Origin of the sequence: Pseudomonas sp. MIL19, assembly GCF_028680365.1 — a bacterium.
GTDB lineage: Bacteria > Pseudomonadota > Gammaproteobacteria > Pseudomonadales > Pseudomonadaceae > Aquipseudomonas > Aquipseudomonas spirodelae.
Genome location: NZ_JAPPVG010000028.1, coordinates 21,073 through 44,407 on the forward strand (window position 1 = coordinate 21,073; position 23,335 = coordinate 44,407).

General features: G+C 62.0%; 16 protein-coding genes. 4 read left to right on the plus strand and 12 right to left on the minus strand.

The window, feature by feature from the left end; all coding sequences use genetic code 11:
* Positions 1–84 precede the first annotated feature (84 nt).
* The 4 genes from N1078_RS15595 to N1078_RS15610 form a co-directional block, all read right to left on the minus strand.
* Entirely contained in the window at positions 85–528 is a 444-nt protein-coding gene (locus N1078_RS15595; RefSeq protein WP_274089076.1) for a YiiD C-terminal domain-containing protein, read from the minus strand.
* Positions 529–637: 109 nt separating this feature from the next.
* Positions 638–1,072 (minus strand): thioredoxin TrxC, encoded by a 435-nt coding sequence (trxC, locus tag N1078_RS15600; RefSeq protein WP_274089077.1) that lies wholly within the window; start codon positions 1,070–1,072, stop codon positions 638–640.
* Between the two features lie 70 nt (positions 1,073–1,142).
* A complete protein-coding gene (locus N1078_RS15605) occupies positions 1,143–2,423 on the minus strand; it encodes a bifunctional O-acetylhomoserine aminocarboxypropyltransferase/cysteine synthase (protein WP_274089078.1) in 1,281 nt (426 codons plus the stop codon).
* Positions 2,424–2,544: 121 nt separating this feature from the next.
* Positions 2,545–4,341 carry an SLC13 family permease gene (locus tag N1078_RS15610; RefSeq protein WP_274089079.1) on the minus strand — a complete coding sequence of 599 codons (1,797 nt, stop codon included), beginning with the start codon at positions 4,339–4,341 and terminating at the stop codon, positions 2,545–2,547.
* A gap of 223 nt (positions 4,342–4,564) precedes the next feature.
* Between N1078_RS15610 and N1078_RS15615 the strand changes: the two genes are divergently transcribed.
* Positions 4,565–5,260: an aspartate/glutamate racemase family protein gene (locus N1078_RS15615; RefSeq protein ID WP_274089080.1), complete on the plus strand. Its 696-nt coding sequence runs from the start codon at positions 4,565–4,567 to the stop codon at positions 5,258–5,260.
* A gap of 61 nt (positions 5,261–5,321) precedes the next feature.
* Here N1078_RS15615 and selO read toward each other — a convergent pair whose 3' ends face one another.
* The 6 genes from selO to N1078_RS15645 all read right to left on the minus strand — a co-directional run bounded on the left by selO (position 5,322) and on the right by N1078_RS15645 (position 16,429).
* Positions 5,322–6,782, minus strand: coding sequence for a protein adenylyltransferase SelO (selO, locus tag N1078_RS15620; RefSeq protein WP_274089081.1), 1,461 nt, complete (start codon positions 6,780–6,782; stop codon positions 5,322–5,324).
* Between the two features lie 74 nt (positions 6,783–6,856).
* On the minus strand, positions 6,857–10,216 hold the full coding sequence (mscK, locus tag N1078_RS15625; RefSeq protein WP_274089082.1) for a mechanosensitive channel MscK: 3,360 nt from the start codon (positions 10,214–10,216) through the stop codon (positions 6,857–6,859).
* A gap of 121 nt (positions 10,217–10,337) precedes the next feature.
* A complete protein-coding gene (locus N1078_RS15630) occupies positions 10,338–12,083 on the minus strand; it encodes a potassium/proton antiporter (RefSeq protein ID WP_274089083.1) in 1,746 nt (581 codons plus the stop codon).
* Between the two features lie 215 nt (positions 12,084–12,298).
* Positions 12,299–14,116 (minus strand): acyl-CoA dehydrogenase, encoded by a 1,818-nt coding sequence (locus N1078_RS15635; protein ID WP_274089084.1) that lies wholly within the window; start codon positions 14,114–14,116, stop codon positions 12,299–12,301.
* 82 nt (positions 14,117–14,198) lie between these two features.
* Positions 14,199–15,242 carry an NAD(P)H-dependent flavin oxidoreductase gene (locus tag N1078_RS15640; protein ID WP_274089085.1) on the minus strand — a complete coding sequence of 348 codons (1,044 nt, stop codon included), beginning with the start codon at positions 15,240–15,242 and terminating at the stop codon, positions 14,199–14,201.
* Complete coding sequence (locus N1078_RS15645; RefSeq protein ID WP_274089086.1) at positions 15,239–16,429, minus strand: YbfB/YjiJ family MFS transporter; 1,191 nt, start codon at positions 16,427–16,429, stop codon at positions 15,239–15,241. The genes N1078_RS15640 and N1078_RS15645 overlap by 4 nt, the downstream gene beginning before the upstream one ends.
* Before the next feature lie 245 nt (positions 16,430–16,674).
* On the opposite strand from N1078_RS15645, the gene N1078_RS15650 reads away from it, so the two are divergent.
* Together N1078_RS15650 and N1078_RS15655 are read left to right on the plus strand one after the other, a co-directional pair.
* A complete protein-coding gene (locus N1078_RS15650) occupies positions 16,675–17,520 on the plus strand; it encodes a 23S rRNA (adenine(2030)-N(6))-methyltransferase RlmJ (protein ID WP_274089087.1) in 846 nt (281 codons plus the stop codon).
* 63 nt (positions 17,521–17,583) lie between these two features.
* A complete protein-coding gene (locus tag N1078_RS15655) occupies positions 17,584–19,191 on the plus strand; it encodes an FMN-binding glutamate synthase family protein (protein ID WP_274089088.1) in 1,608 nt (535 codons plus the stop codon).
* Between the two features lie 14 nt (positions 19,192–19,205).
* On the opposite strand, the gene msrA is transcribed toward N1078_RS15655, so the two are convergent.
* Both msrA and N1078_RS15665 read right to left on the minus strand, forming a co-directional pair.
* Positions 19,206–19,853, minus strand: coding sequence for a peptide-methionine (S)-S-oxide reductase MsrA (gene msrA, locus N1078_RS15660; RefSeq protein ID WP_274089089.1), 648 nt, complete (start codon positions 19,851–19,853; stop codon positions 19,206–19,208).
* Between the two features lie 66 nt (positions 19,854–19,919).
* A complete protein-coding gene (locus N1078_RS15665) occupies positions 19,920–22,559 on the minus strand; it encodes a putative bifunctional diguanylate cyclase/phosphodiesterase (protein WP_274089090.1) in 2,640 nt (879 codons plus the stop codon).
* A gap of 77 nt (positions 22,560–22,636) precedes the next feature.
* Between N1078_RS15665 and N1078_RS15670 the strand changes: the two genes are divergently transcribed.
* Positions 22,637–23,167 (plus strand): hypothetical protein, encoded by a 531-nt coding sequence (locus N1078_RS15670; RefSeq protein WP_274089091.1) that lies wholly within the window; start codon positions 22,637–22,639, stop codon positions 23,165–23,167.
* Positions 23,168–23,335: the final 168 nt, after the last annotated feature.

The following is a 23,335-nucleotide window of genomic DNA, read 5'->3' on the forward strand; positions in this document are numbered from 1 at the left end:
GGCACTCTCCTGCCGATGCATGTCGGCACATTTATTGTGACCTCGAGTCATAGCTGGACTTTTGACCTAGGGCAAGGTCATGCGTCAGCGTCTACGCAATTGGTACAGGCCACGACTCTCGACCACTACTTCACCACTGTCGTCGGTTAGCTGCAACTCTAAAAGGTATTCAGCCTTGCCTTGGTCTGTTGCCTGGTTTTGCAGGCGCTGGATTTCCTCGGCGCTAAGGCGTGCCTCGACCCGAATCGCGCCGGTAGCGGGGCGGCGAAAGCGCAGGTTCATCTCCTTGATGATGGGATAAAAATGCTGGGTATCGAAGCTGGTGAGAAATAACGCGCCGCCGGGAATCTCCGCCAGGGTGAACAGCGCGCCGGCATACATGCTGCCGATATGGTTCTGGTTGCCCTCTAGAGGCATCCGCAGGCGCACCCAGCCAGGCTCAAGGACTTCGGCCTTGAGGCCGCTGCGCTGAACAAAGGCGATCTGTTCTTCGGTGAGCTGGCGCACCAGTTCAAGGGGCATCGGCATGGCTTGGCTCCACAGGTTGTGAGTGTGCAGCCAGCCTAATGCGTGCTTAAGAGCAGGGTAATGACCGCGCTGGCATCGCGGCATTGACTGAATCGCTCAGCGCCGCAGCTCAGATGCCGTGCTGACGTAGCCAGCCGAGCAGTTGTGGCAATGGCAGTGCGCCACTCTGGCGGGCGATTTCCACGCCGCCCTTAAGCAGGATCAGGCTCGGGATCGAGCGAATGCCCATCTCGGTGGACAGTTGCGGGTTGGCTTCGCTGTCCAGTTTTGCCAGGCGACAGCGGCCCTGCAATTGGCTGGCGGCCTGGGTAAAAATTGGCGCGAAACTGCGGCATGGGCCGCACCAGCTGGCCCAGACGTCAATCAGCAAGGGTAAATCGCCTTTGTTCTGCGCGGCGAAGCTGGCCTGACTCAGCTCGAAGGGCGTGCTCGGCAGCACTTCAGCCTTGCAGCGGCCACAGCGCGGCGCATCGCCCAGGCGTTCAGAGGGAATACGGTTGAGGCCATTGCAGTGCGGGCAGGGGATCAGCAGGGGATTGGACATGGGCGACTCCAGACGCGGGATAGTCCTAATCTGGAGTCGCTGACGCCGATATCAAGTGCGCGGGTGTGCCTTAAACGATTTGTGCGGCCTGCAACGCCTGGCTGAGGTCGGCGAGAATGTCATCGCTGTGTTCGATGCCAATCGATAGGCGCACCATGTCGCGCGGTACACCGGCGCGTTCCAGCTCTTCGTCATTCAGTTGGCGATGGGTGGTCGAGGCCGGGTGGCAGGCGAGCGATTTAGCATCGCCGATATTCACCAGGCGCACCACCAGCTGGAGCGCGTCGATAAAGCGCGCCCCGGCTTCCTGACCGCCGACAATGCCGAACGACAGGATCGACGCAGGCTTGCCTGCGCAATATTTCTGCGCCAAGGCATGCTCGGGATGATCCGGCAGGCCGGCATATTTGACCCAAGCCACCTGCGGGTGGTTTTGCAGGTAATGGGCGACCTTCAGCGCGTTCTCGCAGTGGCGCTCCATGCGCAGCGCGAGCGTCTCCAAACCTTGCAGGATCAAAAAGGCGTTGAACGGCGACAGCGCCGCACCGGTATTGCGCAGTGGCACCACGCGGCAGCGGCCGATAAAGGCGGCAGGCCCGAAGGCTTCGGTGTAGGTCACGCCGTGGTAGGACGGGTCCGGCGTATTGAGCAGGGCAAAGCGCTGTTTATTGTCAGCCCAGGGGAATTTGCCGGAGTCGACGACAATGCCGCCGATGCTGGTGCCGTGGCCGCCGATGTATTTGGTCAGTGAGTGCACGACGATGTCGGCGCCGTGTTCAAACGGCCGGCAGAGCATCGGCGTGGCCACCGTGTTGTCGACGATCAGCGGCACGCCATGGCGGTGTGCGGCGTCAGCCAGTGCTTGCAGGTCAACGATATTGCCCGCCGGGTTGCCGATGGATTCGCAGAATACCGCCTTGGTCTTGTCGTCGATCAGCGCTTCCAGGGCGGCGATGTCGTCGTGCGCGGCGAAGCGCGTCTGGATGCCAAAGCGCGGCAGGGTGTGGGCCAGCAGGTTGTAGGTGCCGCCGTACAGCTTGGCCACCGAGACGATGTTGTCACCGGCTTCGGCCACAGTCTGGATGGCGTAGGTGATCGCGGCCATACCCGAGGCCACAGCCAGTGCACCGACGCCACCTTCCAGCGCGGCGACGCGCTCTTCGAGCACGGCGTTGGTCGGGTTCATGATTCGTGAATAGATATTGCCGGCGACCTTCAGGTCGAACAGATCGGCCCCGTGCTGGGTGTCGTCGAAGGCAAAGGAGCTGGTCTGGTAGATCGGCACGGCCACCGCCTTGGTGGTCGGGTCAGGGCTGTAGCCGGCGTGGATGGCCAGGGTTTCCAATTTCATACGCACGTTCCTTCGGGGCAGATGGCAAGGTACGCAGCATGGCCAAAGCAGCACCGCCTGGTCAATGCACCGGCGCATTCAGCGCAAAGTGTGCGGGCCGAGGCCGGTGCCGAGCGCGTGCTTAGACCGGTACCAGTGGCCAGAACCAGGGGATCACCACACTGGCAACCGCCCACAGCAACAGGTTGAGCGGTATGCCGACCTTCATAAAGTCGGTGAAGCGATAGCCGCCGGCGTTGTATACGAAGGTATTGGTTTGATAGCCGATGGGGGTGGCAAAGCTGGCGCTGGCGGCAAACATCACGGCGACCACAAAGGCGCGCGGATCCACCCCCAGGTGCTGAGCCAGGCCGATGGCAATCGGCGTGACCAGTACCGCGACGGCGTTGTTCGAGAGCATCTCGGTGAGGATCGAGGTCAGCAAGTAAATCAGCGACAGCATCAGCAGCGGCCCGGCCCAGGGCAGCCAGCCCATCACGCTTTCCACCAGCAGTTTGACCAGGCCGACTTTGTCCATGGCGATGCTGATGGCCAGCATGCCGAAGATCAGGCTGAGGATCTTCCAGTCCACCGCTTTGTAGGCGTCTTCCACATCCAGGCAGCGGGTCGCCAGCACGGTCACCGCGCCGATGATCGCCAGGCCTTCGATGGGCATCACGCCAAAGGCCGCCAGCAGCATTACCGCCAGGGTGGCGATGATCGCAATCGGCGCTTTGTCGCGGCGGAATGCGCGCTCCTGCACGGCGTTAAGGCTGATCAGCTCGCCGTTGTCGGCAAAGCGTTTGATTTGCGTCGGCGTGCCTTCGACCAGCATCACGTCGCCGAACTGCAACTCGAAGTCATCCAGGTTGCCCTGGATGTTCTCGTCCTGGCGGTGCACGGCGAGCACGGCGATGCCATAGCGCGCGGTGAGGTCTAGGTCGCGCATGGGCCGGTGGCTGTAGCGCGAGTTACGTCCGACGATGGCCTCGGCGAGGATCACATCGTGGCTGCTGATGGTTTCAAAGGCATCGCTGCGGTTGAAGATCAGGTGGCCGCTTTCGCGCAGCTCGACCACATCCTTGACCTGGCCGTGCAGCACCAACTGATCGCCGGCCAGCAGCAGGGTGTCGTGGGCGGGCTCGGTGAGCTCCTGCTCGTCGCGGAAAATTTTCAGCACCTGCAGGCCGCTGCCACCGTTGAGATGGGCTTCGTGCAGGGTTTTGCCGATCACCGGGGAGTCGTGCGGCACCAGCAGTTCGGTCATAAAGGTGCGCGCAAGATCCGGGCGCAGCTGCTTGGACAGGGTTTCGCGGTCGGGCAACAAGTGCCGGCCAATGGTCAGCAGATAAGCCATACCGGCGGCGGCGAGGATCAGCCCGGCGCCGGTAATTTCGAACATGCCGAAGGGCTCCAGGCCCGCCTTGCGCGCCACCCCATCGACCAGAATATTGGTCGAGGTGCCGATCATGGTCAGCGTGCCGCCAAGGATGGTCGCGTAGGACAGCGGAATCAGCAGTTTCGACGGCAGGGTGCCGGCACGCCGGGCCAGGGAGATCGCCACCGGGGTGAGAATGGCCACCACCGGGGTGTTATTCAGAAAGGCCGAAATGACCAGGGCGGTAATCGTCAGACCGGTGAGCACGCGGATCGGGCTGGTGCCGACCAGATCGCCCAGCCAGTTGCCGAGGGCGTCGATACAGCCGGTGCGCTCTAAAGCGGCGGACAGCACAAACATACAGGCGATGGTCACCGGGGCCGAGTTGCTCAGTACGCTGAGCACTTCGGTTGGGGTCAGCAGCTGGGTAATCAGCAGCGCGGCCACGGCAATGGCGGCGACTATATCCGGGCTCCACTTCTCGCGTACAAACGCGTACAGCACCCAAACCAACAGGGCGCCAACAAACAGCAGGGGCAGCGGTAGTGAATCCCAGAACATGAACGTCCTTTTGAGCTATCGGCGTGCCGACCTATGGGGGCTATGGCGGCGCAAGGCGCAGAAGATAAGGGTTGCTGCTTAGAGAGTCTAAGAATGTTTGGGAAGGTTTATATGCCTTTTCGATTTAACAGATAAGGCTGTACGGACCGCTCTGCTGGCCACTGTGCCTGTGCGGCGGCGCCTGGGCGAATTAGGCTCAAGGCTTTGTCGGAAGGGGATCGCTATGCGTCAGTTAGGCATCTTGGGCGGCATGAGCTGGGAATCTACGGCCAGTTATTACCGTTTGCTCAATCAGGGCGTGCGCGAGCAGTTGGGCGGCCTGCACTCGGCGCCGCTGTTGCTGCATTCCGTGGACTTCGCTGAAGTGGCCGAGCTGCAGCAACGTGGCGACTGGCAGGCCGCCGGCGAGCTTTTGGCCAGGGCCGCACAGGGCTTGCAGCAGGCTGGGGCGACCGCTTTGCTGCTCGCCACCAATACCATGCACAAGGTCGCGCCGGCGCTGGAGGCCGCGATCGATATCCCGTTGCTGCATATCGGCGATGCGGTTGGTCAGGCCTTGCAGCGTCAAGGGATCAAGCGCGCTGCCTTGCTTGGGACGCGTTTTACTATGCAGGAGGCCTTCTACCGTCAGCGGTTGGCCGAGCGTTTTGCGATTGAGGTGATCACCCCTGAGCCTGTGCACATGGAGGAAGTCGACCGGGTGATCTTTGCCGAGCTGTGTCAGGGCCAGTTCCTCGCGCCGGCGCGCGACTTCTACTTGGATTGCTTGCGCACGCTGAAAGAGCAGGGCGCCGAGGTGGCGATTCTTGGTTGCACCGAAATTGGTTTGTTACTGGAGGGCGTGGACGCACCGCTGCCGTTGCTCGACAGCGCCGAGTTGCATGTGGCGATGGGGCTGGAGTGGATGTTGGGGGTGTAGGAAATCCTGTGGGAGGCGCTTTAGCGGCGATTGTCGCGGCTAAAGCCCCTCCCACGGCTGGCTACGAGGAACAGCTGATTTCCAGGTGCTTACCCCACTCCGGTGGACGCTGGGCGTAGCGCTCGAAGCCCGGCTGCTCGTCGAAGGGCTGTGACAGCACCTGATGCAGTTCGCGCACCGGGGCATAATCGCCCTGCTCGGCGGCTTCGATCGCCTGCTGCGCTAAGTAGTTGCGCAGGATGTATTTGGGGTTGACCGCCTGCATGCGCGCCTGGCGCTGCACCTGGTCAGCGCCGTCCTGAGCGCTGCGTATTAGGTAGTCGGCGGCCCAGGTGTCGAAGCCGGCGAGGTCGGTAAAGTCATCACGCAGGCGCGCCACAGCCTCGGCCGCTGGGCTGTCGCCGAGCTCGCGGAAGAAGTTGGTGTAGTCCACCGCGCTGCTTTGCATCAGTTGCAGCAAGCGCTGCACCCGGGCTTCATCGCCCTCATCGGCGCTCAGTAGGCCTAGGCGTTTACGCATCAGATCGAGGTAGTGCGCCTGATACAGCGGCAGGAACAGGCCGAGGCTTTCGCGCAGGGCATCGACCTCGACCAGTGGCACCAGCGCTTGACCGAGGGCAGCGAGGTTCCATTGGGCGATGGGCACCTGATTGCTGAAGCTGTAGCGCCCGGTGTCATCCGAATGGTTGCAGATGTGCTGGGCGTCGAAATCGTCGAGGAAGGCATAGGGACCGTAGTCGAAGGTGATGCCGAGGATCGACATGTTGTCGGTGTTCATCACCCCGTGACAGAAACCGTACGCCTGCCAGTAGGCGATCATCGTGGCGTTACGCTCGATGATCTCGCGGAACATCGCCAGATAGGGCTGCGCGTCTTGTAGGCACTCGGCGTAGTGGCTGTGCAACACATGCTCGGCCAGTTGCTTCAGCTGGTCGTGCTGCTGGGTGTAATAGAAGTATTCGAAGTGGCCGAAGCGCACATGGCTGGGCGCCAGGCGCAGCACCATCGCCGCGCTTTCTTGCTTCTCGCGCCACACCGGGGTGCTGGAGCCGGTCACGCACAGCGCCCGCGAGGACGGAATACCAAGGGCGTGCAGGTGCTCGCTGGCGAGAAATTCACGGATCGAGGAGCGCAGTACCGCGCGGCCATCGCCCATGCGTGAGTAGGGGGTTTGCCCGGCGCCTTTGAGGTGCAGGTCCCAGTACTCGCCGGCTTCGTTGAGCACCTCGCCCAGCAGCAGGCCGCGGCCATCGCCCAGGCGCGGGTTGTAACCGCCGAACTGATGCCCGGAATAAACCATGGCCCGTGGCTCGGCCGTACTCCAGAGCTTGTGCCCGCTGAAAATCTGCGCAAATACGGCACTCTCGGCCTCGCTCGGGTCGAGGTCGAGCAACGCCATCGCCGCTGTGCTGGCCACCACTAAGCGCGGCTCGGCAATCGGCTCGGGCAATACGTGGCTAGAAAAGGCGTCGCCAAGGCGGGCGAAACGGTTGTCGAATTGCAACTCGATGAGCGACTTCACGTTCAGGCTCCAGCCAGGCACAGCGGCCCGGCGGTGGTGAGGGGCTGGCCCGCATGTGCGGGCGAGTAACTGATTTACTGCGGATCTAGAGGCGGCTCGGGCGGCGACTGTTGTTGCTTAGCCGTAGCCGCGACCCCGGCTTGTATCAGTTCTCCGCTGCTCAGATTGAGCTCATGGCCCTGCAGGTTTTTGATCAACACATCGACCTGATTGAATGCCATCTCGACGTTATGTTCGCGGAAGCTCAGGGCGATGCGCGTGAGGATTTCGTCGGTGGCGGCGTTGCGGTCGCCCAGCTCACGGACATGGAAGCGCAGCTCGTAGTCGAAGGTGCTGGCGCTGATCGTCAGGAAGAACAGCAAGGGCTCCGGGTCGCGCAGTACCCGTGGGTTCTCTATCGCGGCTTGCATCATCAGCTTGCGCGCCAGGGCCAGGTCCGACTCGTAGGCCAGGCCGATTTTCACAATGACGCGGGTGACGGTGTCGTTCAGCGACCAGTTGATCAGTTGGTCGGTGACGAAGGTTTTGTTCGGCACGATGATTTCTTTGCGGTCGAAATCGGTGATGGTGGTGGCGCGAATACGGATTTTACTGACCGTGCCGGACAGGTTGCCGATCGTCACCACGTCGCCAATGCGAACCGGCCGCTCGAACAGGATGATCAGGCCGGAGATAAAGTTGGCGAAGATTTCCTGCAGGCCGAAGCCCAGGCCCACCGACAGGGCGGCGACCAACCATTGCAACTTGTCCCAACTGACCCCGAGGGTCGACAGGGTGATGACAAAGCCGATGCCGAAAATGGCGTAGGACAGCAGCGTGGTGGTGGCGTAGGCGCTGCCTTGGGCCAGTTTGAGCCGCGACAGCACCAGCACCTCAAGCAGGCCGGGTAAGTTGCGCCCCAGGGCCAATGTGATGCCAATAATGATCAGCGCGCCGAGTACATCGCTGAGGCTGATGGGCACCAGCACGGCGGCATCGCCGGTACCGCTGCTGTACTCATACAGTGCGATGTTATCCAGGTAGGCAAATACTGAGATCAGATCCGCCCACACCCAATACAGGCTGAAGATAAAGGCGCCGAGTAGGGACAGGCGAATCAGCCGCAGCGATTGTTGATTGACCTGCTCAATATCCAGTGTCGGCTCTTCAATGACGATATCCGTGCCTTCACCGCCCTCTTTGCTGCTTTGTGCCTGGCGCTTGCTCAGGGCGCGTTGGTAAGCCAGGCGTCGTGCCGCCACAGACAAACCGCGGATAAAGGTGGCTTCGATGATCAGCCAGATCATCAGCAGGTACAGGGTGGTGATCAGGCGGTCACTGAGTTTCAGCGCGGTGTAGTAGTAACCAAACCCGACCGCAATGATCAGCGCCAGGGGCAGCAGACTGAGGGCGATACCGATAAGCAGGCGAAACGCCGAGCCATGCTCGCGGGCCGGGCCGGTGAGCAGGGTTTTGTACAGCAACCAGACCATCAGGGCGTAGCAACTCAGCACCACGGTCAGGCCGATGACGTCATCGCCAAGGCCGGCGGGCTGGTGTTTAGCCACTGTGACGACGGCGACCAAGGCCATCACCACCAAGCCCAAACGGCGCACTTGCTTGTGCAGGAAGGCCACCTGCGCGTGCCCCCAGCGGAAGTGCAACTCGGCCACGCCGCCATCGGCAAGGATGCGGTAGACGGTATAGAACACCAGCCAGGCCTGAGCCATCTGGAACAGCGCCTCGCCCAGGTTGGCGTTCTGCCCGCGGGCATCCATTTGCAGGGCGAAGCCGCAGAGCGCCAGGAGCAAGGTGCCGGGTAATGCCAGTAGCACGTTAAGCATGATCGCCATGGGCGTATGCAGCTGGCTGTCACGCTTGAAGTGGCCAATGTCCTGGTGCAGTTCGCCGAGCTTGCGGTACAGGTAGCTGCGGCGCCACAGCAACACGGTAATCAGCAGCAGTAGCGGCAGGAACAACAGCGGTCGCTCGGTTAGGCCGGCCGCCAGTTGACGCAAATTAGCGCCCCAGGGCAGTTCGGCAATCTGCCGCTCCAGCAAATGCGGCACCGACTTGAACCATTCCAGGTCCAGCGGCTTGTTGCTGGGGATCCAGAACATCTGCTCGTCGAGGGTGGCCCGCAGGGTTTCGGCGGTGGTTTGTAGCTGTTTCTGGTTGAGCTGCAGGGTGATCGACTCGTTGAGCAGCGTATTTAATTCGCGGTTCAGGCGGTCGATCAGCTCGCGGCGGGTGTTGATGATATCCAGCAGGTCGGTGCGCAAGGCCGGGGTATTCGCATCTTCCGTGTGGTTGCTGAGCAGTTTGTCGACGTAGACGCTGGGGTTGTTGATGGCCTCGCGCTGCTGGTTCAGCTCAAACTGATACAGGCGCAGGTCAGCGATTTGGTCTGGCAGGCTGCTGTCGATCTGCAACGTTGGCAGGGCCTGCTGCTGTTTATAGAGAATGCGTGAGAGCAGCAGGCTGCCTTGCAGTACGCTGATTTGTTCCGCCAGGGCTTGGTCGCTCTGGCTCAGGCTGTCGAGCTGCTGCTTGGTCTGCAGGTTGAGGCGGGTCAGTTCATTGAGGCGGTCGGTGGCGTTCAGCAGGTAGTCGGACAGCTTCAGATTCATTGCGCTTTCACGCGCCAGCAGGGTGTCGCTGCCGGCTTTCTCGGCTTCGCGCGATTGTTCGGCCACCGCCTGTTCAGACAGGTTGCGGCGTTTTTCGTTGATCAGGTTCTGCAGGTCGAGGAGTTCTTGCTCGAGGCGTTTGATCCGTTCATCGAGCAAGGTTCGGCGGCTATTGCCGAGGTCCTGCAGCAGGCTATTGCCGGCCAGCTCCTGACGCCGCAGCTGGGTTTGTGCGTCGAGCTTGGCCAGTTCGGCATTCAACTGGTCACGGCGCTCATTGCTCAGCGGTTTACTGCCGTCGCGGCCGTTTTTCAGGAGGTTGTTGATCTCCAGGCTACGGGTCTGGTTGCTGCTGATTTCCGCCTGGGCGCGCTCTGGGCGGGTCTGCGCGGTGATCACCAGGCTATTGGCCTCGATGATCTGCTTTTGCCATTCGTTGAGTTGCGCGTTGCGCTCGGCCAGTAGCTGCTCAAGCTGTGGCAGGGCGCTTTTGCCGTAGCGCAGGTTGACCTGAGTGGGGGGGCTGTTTTTCAGCCGCTCGTAATCGCGCTGGGCTTCGCTAATCTGCCGTGGGGCATCCTCTAGCTGCTTTTCCAGGGCGGCCAGGCGCTGTTCGCTGTCGGCTGTCTCGACCAGCAGCGCCAGGGTTTTCTCCAGTGTCTGCTTGACGGCCTGCTGCTCGGCTTCCGGCAGCTTGCGCTCTGCCAGGCTGTCGAGGCTGCTTTGTACGGCAGCGCTGCTCGGTGGCTCAGCGGCGTGCAACTGGGGGACGCTCAGGCAAAGCCCGAGCAGGGCAACGGCTAGATAGGTGCGCAGAGAGGGCATAGTGGCAGTCGTTGGCTCGATAAAGAAGCTGAGTTTAACAGGCGTCTGGTTAACTGCCTGGGCCGCACGCAATGGCCTTTAGTGGGTTAAGGCTGGCGTGCAGCCGGGCGTAAACAGACTGTTAGAGGAAGAGCCCAGGGCCTGGGCGGCTGCCTTCGGGGAATCTGACGCCGACTTTGCGGATCTTGTTCCCTTCCATTGCGGCCACTGTCCAGGTCAGGCCTTGCCATTCCACCTGGTCGCCGATCACCGGCTCGCCGCCAATCTTATGGGCAATAAAGCGGCCCAGGTGCAGTTGGCCTTCGGCACCCTCCAGTTTCAAACCGTACAACGCGGCAACGGCAGCCAGTTCAGCATCGCCTTCAAGCACGAAGTCACCGAAAAAGCGCAGGTCCTGGCCGCGTTTCGGGGCCTGGCTGAACAGTTTGCCGAGTGCGGGCAGGTTATTTTCGTGGCCCACCACACAGAGCAAATCGCCGGCTTCCAGGGTCGTGCTGCCGGAAGGGTGCAGCAGTTCCATACCACGGAACAGCGCGGCGATACGTGTGCCTTCAGGCATTTTCAGCTCACGCAGCGCCGCGCCAATGCACCATTTTTCCGCGCCGAGGCGATAGATAAACAGCTCCCACTGGCTGGTCGGGTGCACGTCCAGGCCGGCACGTGATACTGGCGCAGGCTCCGGCGGCACGGTCACCCGCAGTAGCTTGGCGGCCCATGGCAGGCTGGTGCCTTGCAGCAACAATGAGACCAGTACGATAAAGAACGCCACATTGAAGAACAGCTGGGCATTCGGCAGCCCGGCCATCAGCGGGAACACCGCGAGAATAATCGGCACCGCGCCGCGTAGGCCTACCCAGGCGATAAAGACCCGCTCGCGGTCATGGAAGGCGCGGAACGGTAGTAGGCCGAGGAACACCGACAACGGCCGCGCGAAGAGGATCATCCACAGCGCTAAGCCCAGTGCCGGCAAGGCAATCGGCAGCAATTCGTGCGGGGTGACCAGCAGGCCGAGGACCAGGAACATACCGATCTGCGCCAGCCAGGTCAGGCCGTCGAGCATATGCAGAATGCCGTGGCGCGAGCGGATCGGCCGGTTGCCCAGCAGCAGGCCGCACAGGTAGATCGACAGAATGCCGCTGCCGCCCACCGCCGTGGTGATGGCAAAGATGATCAGGCCGCCGCTGACCACCAGCAGTGGGTACAGGCCCTTGGCCAGCTCCATGCGGTTAATCAGGTTGAGCAGCAGCCAGCCACCCCCTAAGCCGAGCAGTGCGCCAATGCCGAACTGTTGCACCAGCTGGATCAGCAGATTCCAGCTAATGCCGTCCTGGCCGCTGCCGAGCATGGCGATCAGGGTAACGGTAAGAAACACCGCCATCGGGTCGTTACTGCCGGACTCGATTTCCAGGGTGGCGCTGACCCGTTCGTTGAGGCCACGCCCGCCGAGCAGGCTGAATACGGCGGCGGCATCGGTGGAGCCGACGATGGCACCAATCAGCAAGCCTTCCATCCACGTCAGGTCGAACAGCCAGGCCGCGGCAATGCCCGTCAGCCCGGCGGTTATCAGTACCCCCAGCGTGGCCAGGGAAAGCGAGGGCCATAAGGCCACGCGAAAACTCGACACGCGGGTGCGCATGCCGCCGTCGAGCAGGATGATCGCCAGCGCGAGGTTACCGACCAGGTAGGCTTGCGGGTAATTGTTGAAGATGATGCCGCCCGGGCCGTCGGTGCCGGCGAGCATGCCGACGCCGAGAAAAATCACCAGGATGGGGATGCCGAAACGCGAGCCAAACGCGCTGACGAGAATGCTCATTGCGACCAGCACACCACCGACCAAAAAAAGATTATTGATGGTGCTGGCATCCAAGGCGCGTACTCCGTGCGGGTGGTGAGCGTGCCACTATGCATGGCGCGTGCCAGCGATTCTAACCGTTGCTCGAATTTGCCGCTGAAAAAAACGCCCGGCATCGGCCGGGCGTGTTGTAACAGCATGCTATGCGCTTAAAAACCTGTTACGCCCTGTCGAGCTAGGGCGATGCAATGAACGCATGCGAGGACCTGCAGCTAAGCGTCTGCAGGTTTTTAGAACCAGGCATCCTGCATGCTCAGGCAGGTGTCGTCGCGGGCTTCGAGGATGGCCAGGTCGTGGTGGCAGCTCGGCACTTCCCAGGTGAGGAAGTAACGCGCGGCCTGCAGCTTGCCTTGGTAGAAGTCGACATCGGCGGCGTTGGCCTCTTTATTAGTCAGGCGTGCCAGGCCCTCTTCGGCGCGGATCGCCTGCTCCAGCCAGCGCCAGCCGATCACAGTATGGCCAAAGACCTTGAGGTATAGCGCCGAGTTGGCCAGGCCTTCATTCACTTTGCCGCCCATCAGGTCGCCGAGCAGTGCCAAGGTCACCGCTTGCAGCCTTGCCAGCAGTTGCTCCAGCGGCTGGCGCAGGGTGGTCAGCGAGGCATGGGCTTCGGCACGTTGGCAGGTGCCGTGGATCAGCTTGAGCAGTTGCTTGAGCGCGGCGCCGCCGTTCATCGACACCTTGCGGCCGAGCAGGTCGAGGGACTGGATGCCGTGAGTGCCTTCGTGTATCGGATTCAGGCGGTTGTCGCGGTAATACTGCTCCACCGGGTAATCGCGGGTGTAACCGTGGCCGCCGAGAATCTGGATCGCCAGTTCGTTAGCCTTGAGGCAGAACTCAGACGGCCAGGATTTGACGATCGGGGTGAGCAGGTCGAGCAACTCCAAGGCGCTGCGGCGCTCTTCTTCGCTCTCGAGGGTCAGGGTGTCGTCGAACAGGCGAGCAGCGTATAGGCCGAGATCGAACGAGCCCTCCACATAGGCTTTCTGCGTCAGCAGCATGCGCCGCACGTCGGCGTGTTCGATGATCGCCACTTGGCTGGAGGTGGGGTCTTTGCCATCCGGCAGGCGACCTTGCGGGCGCTGACGGGCGTAGTCCAGTGAATACAGGTAGCCGGCGTAGCCGAGCATTACCGCGCCCATGCCGACGCCGATGCGCGCTTCGTTCATCATCTGGAACATGTAGCTCAGGCCATGGTGCGGCTTGCCCACCAGATAGCCGACGCAGTCGCCGTTATCGCCGAAGTTCAACGCCGTAGAGGTGGTGCCGCGCCAGCCCATCTTGTGGAACAGGCCCGCTAGAACCACGTCATTGCGCTTGCCCAGGCTGCCGTCGTCATTGACCAGGAACTTCGGCACGATAAACAGGCTGATGCCCTTCACCCCGGCAGGTGCGTCCGGCAGCTTGGCCAGCACCATGTGCACGATGTTCTCGCTGAGCGGGTGATCGCCGCCGGAGATAAAGATCTTGTTGCCCTTGAGCCGGTAAGTGCCGTCTTCGGCAGGTTCCGCGCGGGTGCGGATGTCCGACAGTGACGAGCCGGCGTGCGGCTCGGTCAGCGCCATGGTGCCGAAGAAACGCCCATCGATCATCGGCTGCAGAAAGCGTTGCTTCTGTTCGGCCGTGCCGAAGTTCTCGATCAGGTTGGCCGCGCCCATGGTCAGGAATGGGTACGAGGTGGTCGCCGCGTTAGCCGACTGGAAGTGCGCAAAGCAGGCCTGCGAAAGCAGGTTGGGTAGCTGCATGCCGCCGACCTCGAACTCGCGGGTAGCATTGAGAAAGCCCGCCTCGAGGAAGGCATCTACCGCCGGCTTGACCTCAGGGATCAGCACCGCAGCGCCGTCGACATACTCTGGCTCGTGTTCGTCGTTCTTGCGATTGTGCGGAGCGAACAGGTTCTCGGCGATGCTGCGCGCAGTGTCGATGGCAGCATCAAAGGTTTCGCGGCTGTGCTCGGCGAAACGCTCGCGCTGGGTCAGGCCTTCGGCGTCCAGCACTTCATACAGCTCGAAGGCCAGGTTACGGGAACTGAGCAGGGACTCGGACATGCTTATACCTCCGGTTGCAATGGGCCGAGTCTAAGCAGCCTGCGGCGCAGCTCCCAGCACTATAAACCGGCGTGATAAAGGCTCAGTGCGTGAAACCTTGGGCCAATTGCGCCGTCAGCTCGGCGGCGCCGATGGCCTGGCAGCCGCGGGTGTTTTGGCCGGCCCAGAGCGGGGAGAAATCGCCGCTGCCCTGGCTCTCTGCCTGGCTGCGCAGCGGTGCAATCGCGCTGGTTGCCAACGGGAAGGCCGGCGCCAGTGGGCTGATTGGGCCCAGCTCACGCATCACCCGGTTAACGATGCCGCGCGCTGGGCGCCCGCTGAACAGGTTGGTCAGGGCGGTATGTTGCGCCGCCGGGCTGAGCAGGGCCGCACGGTGGATCGCGCTGGTGCTGGCCTCGTCGCAACACAGGTAAGCGGTGCCGACCTGCACGCCACTCGCGCCGAGGGCCATGGCCGCGCGCACGCCCTGAGCATCGGCAATGCCGCCGGCGGCGATCACGGGTACCTGCACGGCCTGGACGATCTGCGGCAGCAAGGCAAAGGTGCCGAGCTGGCGGTTGAGGTCTTCGCTGAGGAACATGCCGCGATGGCCGCCGGCTTCCAGGCCTTGGGCGATGATCGCATCAGCGCCATGGGCTTCTAGCCAGCGTGCTTCCTCGACCGTGGTCGCCGAACTGAGCACCTTTGCGCCGCACGCCTTGACCCGCGCCAGCAACTCGGCGGCGGGCAGGCCGAAGTGAAAACTCACCACGGCTGGGCGGAACTCATCGAGCACGTCGGCCATCTCGGCGCTAAACGGTAGGCGACCGGGGCCGCTGCTGATGCTGGCCGGATCGATGTCGAGTTCGGCGTAGTAAGGTCTTAGCGCTGTGCGCCAGGCCGCGTCGCGGGCGGCATCGACACGCGGCGGGGTGTGGCAGAAGAAGTTCAGGTTGAACGGCTGCGTGGTTTTGCGTGTGAGGGCTTCTAGTTCGAGGCGTAACGCACTGGCATCGAACAGCGCGCAGGCGAGCGAACCAAGGCCGCCGGCATTGCACACGGCGGCAGTCAGTGTGTGGTTGTGCGAGCCGGCCATGGGGGCCTGGATCAGTGGCAGGGTGCAGCCGAGTAGTGATTGCAGGGTCATGGATGCGGCGCTCCTGAGGCAGGGTTGGCGGCGGGGGTGAACCAGGTCCATACGAGTGCCCAGAGCATGGCGGCAACGCCTAGGGCGAAACTTTGCGTGAGGCTGCCGCCGAAGGTCAGCCACATCCCTGCGAGCCAGGGGCCTGCCAATTGCGCGCCGCCGTATAAGGCGATCAGGGCCGCCGACAGCCGAGGGCCTTGATGCGGTTGTAGGGTGCGCGCCAGGCGTTGAGTCAGCAGCACGCTGCCCATAAAGCTGCCTCCCACGAGTACGGCGCACAGCAGGACACCGCCGGCGCTGGGGAACAGCCAGGGCGCGGCGCAGCCCACCGCTTGCAGCAGGTAGGTGGCCAGCAAGGCATGACGGTCGCCGAAGCGCGCGCCCAGCGCATTCCATAGCGGGATCGAAATCAGGCAGGCCAGGGCCGTCCAGCGCCAGGCGCCGCTGATCAGGCTGTGCCCAGGCGGTAATTGCTCCTGCGCCAGGGTCGGCAGGAAGGTCATCGGCAGGATGTAACCCAGGCCCGCGCCGGCATAGGCGAGAAACAGCGGAGTGCTGGCACGGTCAAACAAGCGGCTGCGGTTGGCGACCGGCGCGCTATGCCGCTGGTGCAGCTGCAGGCGGCTAAGTAGCCAGGCGCTGAGCAAGGCCAGCGGCAGGGCAATAGCTGCCATCGGCCACCAGCGTTCGGGGCCGTGCAGCCAGGACGCCGGTGCGTCGGCCAGCCAACCGGCCAACGACAGCCCAGCGGCGAAACCCAGGTAGACCAGGCCACTGAGGCTGGCCCGTTGGCGTGCAGCGAGCCATTCCAGTACCAGCGCCGGGGCCAGTACAAAGACCACGCCGTTACTGATGCCATTGGCCAGGCGCAGCGCCTGCAATAGCAGGAAGTTCTCACTGAAACCCTGCGCCAGCGTCAGCAGGGCATTGAGCAGCAGCGCCAAGGGCAACGCCAGGCGCAAGCGCGCCGGCGTGTACAGAGGCAATGCCAGCAGCGCACCGAGCAGGTAGCCGAGGTAGTTCCAGCTGGCCAGCTGTGCGCCCTGCTCAAGGCTGAACAGCTGGTCGGCGAGAAAGTGCGGCAGCAATGGGGTGAAGGCGAAGCGGCCCAGCGCGTGTACCACCACCAGCGCAGCACCGCCGGCGAACAGGGCAAGGAAAATCTGGCGTGGGGAAGCAGGTTGCATGGGGGCTCTCGTTGGCAGGCTGGCGCTACAGTAACGGTTGGCGCTTAACGACGGCCAGTGAAGAATATCCAGTGTGATGTTCACGTTAAGTGCGCATTCCGTTCAGCGTGTCGTGGCGCACCTGGCGGCGGCGCCGACACTGCGCAGCAGCGCTTGTTGGCACTGCTGTGTGAACCATTGCCGAGCGCTAACCATTTGCAGGCCTTACGAAGCGGTTAAACTGTGCGGCCACAGGAGTCCGCCCAATGAACTACCGCCACGCCTTCCACGCCGGCAACCATGCCGATGTACTGAAACACTATGTCCTTAGCCGCCTGATTGCCTTGCTGTCACGCAAGGAGGCGCCCTTTGCCTACCTCGACAGTCATGCCGGTATTGGCCTGTATGACCTGCGCGGCGACCAGGCCAGCCGCACCGGCGAATGGCTCGAAGGCATCGCCCGGCTGTGGCAAGCCTCGGACGTGCCAGACCCGCTGCTGGACTATCTGGAAGTGATCCGTGCGATGAATCCGGATGGCGAGCTGCGCCATTATCCCGGCTCGCCGGAACTGGCGCGCTTGCTGACCCGCGAGCAGGACCGTTTACACCTTAATGAGAAGCACCCGGAAGATGGCCGCCTGCTCAAGGAAAATATGCGGGGCGACCGCCGCGCGGCCGTGCACCTGGGCGAAGGCTGGCATGTGCCACGCGCCTTGCTGCCGACCCGCGAGAAGCGCGCGCTGCTGCTGATTGATCCGCCGTTTGAGCAGGCCGACGAAATGGAGCGCTGCGCTCAGTCGTTGAGCGAAGCGATCAGCCGCATGCGCCAAGCCGTGGTCGCAATCTGGTACCCGATCAAGGACCTACGTCAGCTGCGCCGTTTTTACAGTGGCGTAGAAAAGAGCAAAGCGCCGACGCTGCTGCGTGTGGAGCTTTATGTGCATTCCACCGATGAGCCGACGCGGCTTAATGGCTCTGGCCTGGTGATCAGCAATCCGCCGTGGGGCCTGGAAGATGAGCTTAAGCAGATTCTGCCCTGGCTGGCCAAGTTGCTCGGGCAAACGCAGGGCGGCTGGCGCATGGATTGGCTGATTGAGGAAAAAACCGCCTAAGACTTGCTGGCGAAGGCCCGGTTGTCTGACGTTTTGCAACACCGCATACCGCAAGGAGCTTGTATGAGTTTGTCGCTGCTGAACCGCTACGCCTTTTTTGCCTTCTGCGTGCTCTTCACCCTCGGTGGTTTGCCGTTTGTGGCAGGGCATGCCTGGCTATGGGCGGTGTTATTGATCACCGCGCTGCTCAGCGCGGTGGGCCTCAACGACCTGCTGCAGAGTCGCCATGCGGTGCGGCGCAACTACCCGATCCTCGGTAACATCCGTTATCTGGTTGAAGCGATTCGCCCGGAGATTCGCCAATACTTGCTGGAGTCCGACAGCGAGCAGCTGCCGTTCTCGCGGGCGCAGCGCTCGCTGGTGTATGCGCGGGCGAAAAATGAGAGTGCGGACAAGGCCTTTGGCACTCTAACGGATGTGTACCAGAGCGGTTTTGAGTTTATCGGCCACTCGATGCTACCGGCCGCGCATGTCGACCCCAGCGGATTTCGCGTCAGTGTTGGCGGCCCGCAGTGCCCCCAGCCTTACTCGGCATCGGTGTTCAATATCTCGGCCATGAGCTTTGGCTCGCTCAGCGCCAATGCGATTCGCGCGTTGAACCAAGGCGCCAAGCTCGGCGGTTTTTATCACGACACTGGCGAGGGCAGCATCAGCCCTTATCACCGCGAGCATGGCGGCGATCTGGTCTGGGAGTTGGGCAGCGGTTATTTCGGTTGTCGCCAGGAAAACGGTCAGTTTGATCCGCAGCGGTTTGCCGCGCAGGCGGCCAACCCGCAGGTGAAGATGATTGAGATCAAACTCAGTCAGGGCGCCAAGCCGGGCCACGGCGGGATTCTGCCGAAACACAAGATCACCGCCGAAATCTCCCAGACTCGCGGCGTGCCCATGGGCCAGGATTGCGTCTCGCCGGCCAGCCACAGCGCGTTTTCCACGCCCATCGAGTTACTCCAGTTTGTCGCCCAGTTGCGCGAGCTGTCGGCGGGCAAACCGGTGGGCTTCAAGTTCTGCCTGGGTCATCCGTGGGAGTTTATGGGGATTGCCAAGGCCATGCTGGAGACCGGAATTCTGCCGGACTTTATCGTGGTCGATGGCAAGGAAGGCGGCACCGGCGCGGCGCCGGTGGAATTCACCGATCACATTGGTGTGCCACTGCGTGAGGGCGTGCTCTTTGTGCACAACACCCTGGTTGGCATTGGCTTACGCGACAAGATCCGCATTGGCGCCAGCGGCAAGATTGTCAGCGCCTTTGATATCGCCAGTGTGCTGGCGCTGGGTGCCGATTGGGCCAATTCGGCGCGGGGCTTTATGTTTGCCATCGGCTGCATTCAGAGCCAGTCGTGCCACACCAACAAATGCCCAACCGGCGTGGCCACCCAAGACCCGCTGCGTCAACGCGCGTTAGTGGTGCCGGACAAGGCTGAGCGGGTGCACAGCTTCCATCGCAACACCCTCAAGGCGTTGGCGGAGATGCTCGCTGCGGCCGGGCTAGAACATCCTTCACAGGTGGAAGCGAAGCACCTGGTGCGGCGCATGTCGGCGAGTGAGATCAAGCTGTACTCGCAGTTGCATATATTCCTCAAGCCGGGCGAGCTGCTCAGTGGCGAGGTGTCCGGGGAGTTCTATTCGCGGATGTGGCACATGGCGCAGGCCAGCAGCTTCGCCCCGGCCTGACCCCCTGCGGCAACTTAGGCCGGTAGGCACACACCCGTGCCGCCAAGGCCGCAATAGCCGCCTGGATTTTTCGCCAGGTATTGCTGGTGGTAGCTTTCGGCGTAGTAGAAAGGCGGCGCTTCACGCACTTCAGTGGTGATCGGGCCGAAGCCGGCCTTGTCCAGCTCGGCCTGGAACGCGGCTTGGCTGGCCTGAGCGGCGGCTAGCTGTTCGGCGCCGTAGCAGTAGATCGCTGAGCGGTACTGGCTGCCGGTGTCGTTACCCTGGCGCATGCCCTGAGTGGGGTTGTGCGCTTCCCAGAACACTTTCAGCAGTGCGTCATAACTGGTCAGTTGCGGGTCGAAGACCACCAGCACCACTTCGGTATGCCCGGTCAGCCCCGAGCAGGTTTCGTCATAGGTCGGGTTGGGCGTATGGCCGCCGGCATAGCCGACCGCTGTGCTCCATACGCCGGGTTGCTGCCAGAAACGCCGTTCAGCCCCCCAGAAACATCCCAGCGCAAACACTGCTTGTTGCAGGCCGGCCGGGAAGGGTGCCTGCAGTGCATTGCCGTTGACGAAATGCGCGGCGGGCACCGCCATGGCTGTGGCGCGGCCGGGTAGCGCTTGCTCGGCAGTCGGCAGTTCGAGTTTGTGGGCGAGAATTTGCGAGCGCAGAACCATGAGCCATTTCCTCAGCAGATGCATGTGTGTCATAGACCGTTAACCGGCGGACTTGTTACAGGCCGATTAGCCGCGATGTGGGTAGCGCTTCAGGCTTTCCAGCAGATCGCGCCCGGCGATGGGTTTGTCGAACAGGTAGCCCTGACCGATATCGCAGTGTTGGCGGCGGAGGAAATTCAGCTGCGCGGCCGTCTCGATACCCTCGGCCACCACCTTGAGTTTCAGGTTATGGGCCATGGCAATCACCGCAGAGGTGATTTCCATATCGTCCTGGTTCTCGGGAATGTCCTTGATAAAACTGCGATCAATTTTGATCACGTCGATGGGGAATTTCTTCAGGTAGCTGAGCGAGGAATAACCGGTGCCGAAGTCATCCATGGCCAGGGTCAGGCCCAAGCTTTTCAAGCTATTGAGTTGTTGGCGTGTGTCGTCGGTGGCTTCCAGCAGCAGGCTCTCTGTGAGCTCAAGCTCCAGCAGGGCTGGGTCGAGTTGTTCTTCCTGCAGGATGGTGGCGATCTCCCCGACCAAGTCAGGGTCAGAGAACTGTTTGGGTGACAGGTTGATGGCGATTTGCAGGGGCCTATAACCGACGGCCGTCAGCTGTTTACTCATGCGGCAGGCTTGGCGTGCCACCCATTTGCCGATGGGGATGATCAAGCCGGTTTCTTCCGCCACGCTGATGAATTTGTCCGGGCTGATCATGCCTTTTTCCGGGTGGTGCCAGCGCAACAGCGCCTCCAGGCCCAACAGCTTGCCGCTCTTCAGGCACAGCTTGGGCTGGTAGAACACTTCCAGTTCGTTCTGCATCAGCGCCCGGCGCAGGTTGCTCTCGACGAACAGCTTGTAATGCGCTTCGGCATTCAGCGTGTCGGTAAACACCTGCAGCTGGTTCTTACCGTTGGCCTTGGCTTTGTGCAGCGCCAAGCCGCTGTGTTTCATCAGGGTCTGTGGGTCGTCACCGTGCTCAGGCGCGCAGGCTAGGCCGATAGAGCCGGTGACGCTGATCAGCTGGTTGTCGACGAACAGTGGCTTGTCCAAGGTGTGCAGCAGCTTCTGCGCCATCAACTGGCTATCGGCTTGGTTGGTCTCCAGTAGCACGGCAAATTCGTTGCTGGCAAAGCGTGCCAGCACGTTGCTCGGCGACAGGGTATTGCGCAAGCGACGGGCCAGGCTGATCAGCAGTTTGTCGCCGGTCTGGTGGCCGAGGCTGTCGTTGATCCGCTTGAAGTTATCGATGTCCACCAGCAGCAAGCTGATCGGCTTGCCGGGGTGTTCGCGAAAATGACTTTCGAGCGAGCGAATAAAGGCATAGCGATTACCCAGTCCGGTGAGGTTGTCGCGAAAGGCCAGGCGCTCGATATGCTGCTGCGCCTGCTTGCTGGCGGTAATGTCTTCGTAGATGCCGATGTAGTGGGTCAGGCTGCCGTCGTCGGCATACACCTTGGACAGCGATAACTGCCCCCAATAAGGCTCGAGGTTTTTCCGTCGGCTTTTGAATTCGCCCTGCCAGCTGGTGTGTTCGGCCAGGCTGGATGTGGCGTCGAACAGCAAGTCGCTGAGGTTTTCCAGCGCGGGTATTTCGGAGAGGCGGCGGCCCTGTACTTCGCTGGCGCTGTACAGGGTGATGGCGGTAAAGCTTGGGTTGACGTACTCCACCAATCCGTCGCGGTCGAGCAGGATAAAGGCGCTGGAGCTTTGTTCGACGGCGCGCTGGAACAGGTGCAGGGCATTGGTGGCCGAGCGCCGTTGCTGGTTCGCCAGGACGTGCGCGTATTGGTCGGCCAGCTCACCGGCAAAAGCAATTTCGTCGGCCTGCCAGGTGCGTGCTGAGCCGATATGTTCCAGGCACAGCACGCCCACCACTTCACCGGCGATGCGGATGCTGGCGTCGAGCATGGCGGTGATGCCCATGGGGTGGAGGTAGCTGTCGCCAAGCTCACGTGTGCGTGGGTCTTGCTGCGCATTGTGGGCGTCCAGCGCACGACCGCTGTGCAGGGCTTGTAGGTAAGCGGGGTAAGGGCTGGCGTCAATGTCCGCCTGCGAGATATGGCCCTCGTCCTGCTGATACAGGGCCATTGGCTGCAGCATGTGCCCTTTGAGGTTCCAGATGCCGACGCGGTTGACCCCATACAACTCGCAGGCACGCTGGCTGATCAGTTCGGCCGCTTCACGCAAGGGATCACTGTCGCCGTAATGATGCCGTGCGAGGCTGACAATCAGTTGTTGTTGGGCGTGGGTGCGGCGCTGCTGGGCCTGCAGGTCGGCCTGGCTGCGTTGGTAAAGCTCGAGTGTTTGTGGTGAGGCGGTGTTCTGCTCGGTCATCACCAGCAGGTAGCCGCGCAGCAAATGCCGGTCGCGCTGTTTAAAGGCTTCGCCGGTTTCCATCAGGGTCAGGCTGCCACGCGGGGTGTACAGGTGGTATTGCACGTTGTAATGCCGATGCTTGGCCAGCTGCTGCTGGATGCTGTCGTGCAGCTGGTAGCGAGCCGCGGGCTCCATCAGGCTGGCGTAGGGCGCATCGAGCAGGGAGCAGAGCGCCTGCGCGGGCAGGCCGAATTGTTGCTCGCAACCGGCGTCGAGGTACAGCAAGGGCCAGTTGGCCTCATTCAACCGCTCGAAACGCAGCAAGCCAAGGCGCGAAGGCACTGGCAACTGCGTCACAACCTCGGCCGCTAAACGACTCGCGGCATCGGGATGGTTTTTCATTCGAGGGCTGGCTTCCAGTATGCTGATCGAGGCGGCAATCGACTCACTTTATTTACAGCGTCGGGTAAGGGTGCATCATGCAATTGCGACTGACAAGAAAACTAATATCCGCCGCGCTGTTGACCAGCGCGATAGCCGCCTCGCCGGTATCCGCTGCTGAATCGGGCGCGGGTTTGAGCAGTGCTGAGCAGGGCAATTATCTGCTTGAACTGAAGCGCCTGTACCTGACCGAAAATGAGCGCCAAGCGCTGCTGGCCCACTGCAATGATTTACTCAAAACCTATGCCCTGCGCGCCGCCTATCAGGTCGGCCAGGCGCAGCGTCAAGACAGGCTCTATCAAGTGCGCGAAGGCGCGCCAGGCGAACTGCTGCTGCGTGAGGAAATCCGTGGTCAGCAGGGTACAGATATCGCCGTGCGCAACCAGCGGGTGGCGCTGTTCGGGGTTGACCCCTTTGTGCGTTACGAATGCCCGAGCAGCGGCATCAGCTGTGTGCTGCACAACCCCAATGATGGCAGCCCGCTGCTGACTATCGTGCGTGATCACCAGGGCGCCGCCGAGCTGGCCAAAGCCCTGAGCTTTCTGATTCGTAATCTGCAGAAAGGCTAAGCCGCTGTTGTTCATTGCGTGGTGTAAAGATTGAGGCAAAAAAAAGGCTATGTCCCAATACCGTGTTGCAAGGACTAAGATTTAGGGCAGGCATCAGCTCGTGAGGTCTGCCCACCATGGATACTCAGGTCTTTCAGCGCTGGCTGGCTCAGGTGAGCCAGCTCAGCA

Bases quoted from the DNA above. Each gene is read 5' to 3' on its own strand.
- mscK (WP_274089082.1), bottom strand. From the start codon at position 10,216: ATGCCCTCTCTGCGCACCTATCTAGCCGTTGCCCTGCTCGGGCTTTGC.
- N1078_RS15635 (WP_274089084.1), bottom strand. From the start codon at position 14,116: ATGTCCGAGTCCCTGCTCAGTTCCCGTAACCTGGCCTTCGAGCTGTAT.
- trxC (WP_274089077.1), bottom strand. From the start codon at position 1,072: ATGTCCAATCCCCTGCTGATCCCCTGCCCGCACTGCAATGGCCTCAAC.
- N1078_RS15595 (WP_274089076.1), bottom strand. From the start codon at position 528: ATGCCGATGCCCCTTGAACTGGTGCGCCAGCTCACCGAAGAACAGATC.
- msrA (WP_274089089.1), bottom strand. From the start codon at position 19,853: ATGGTTCTGCGCTCGCAAATTCTCGCCCACAAACTCGAACTGCCGACT.
- N1078_RS15665 (WP_274089090.1), bottom strand. From the start codon at position 22,559: ATGAAAAACCATCCCGATGCCGCGAGTCGTTTAGCGGCCGAGGTTGTG.
- N1078_RS15645 (WP_274089086.1), bottom strand. From the start codon at position 16,429: ATGCAACCTGCTTCCCCACGCCAGATTTTCCTTGCCCTGTTCGCCGGC.
- N1078_RS15615 (WP_274089080.1), top strand. From the start codon at position 4,565: ATGCGTCAGTTAGGCATCTTGGGCGGCATGAGCTGGGAATCTACGGCC.
- N1078_RS15640 (WP_274089085.1), bottom strand. From the start codon at position 15,242: ATGACCCTGCAATCACTACTCGGCTGCACCCTGCCACTGATCCAGGCC.
- N1078_RS15605 (WP_274089078.1), bottom strand. From the start codon at position 2,423: ATGAAATTGGAAACCCTGGCCATCCACGCCGGCTACAGCCCTGACCCG.
- N1078_RS15670 (WP_274089091.1), top strand. From the start codon at position 22,637: ATGCAATTGCGACTGACAAGAAAACTAATATCCGCCGCGCTGTTGACC.
- N1078_RS15610 (WP_274089079.1), bottom strand. From the start codon at position 4,341: ATGTTCTGGGATTCACTACCGCTGCCCCTGCTGTTTGTTGGCGCCCTG.
- N1078_RS15650 (WP_274089087.1), top strand. From the start codon at position 16,675: ATGAACTACCGCCACGCCTTCCACGCCGGCAACCATGCCGATGTACTG.
- N1078_RS15655 (WP_274089088.1), top strand. From the start codon at position 17,584: ATGAGTTTGTCGCTGCTGAACCGCTACGCCTTTTTTGCCTTCTGCGTG.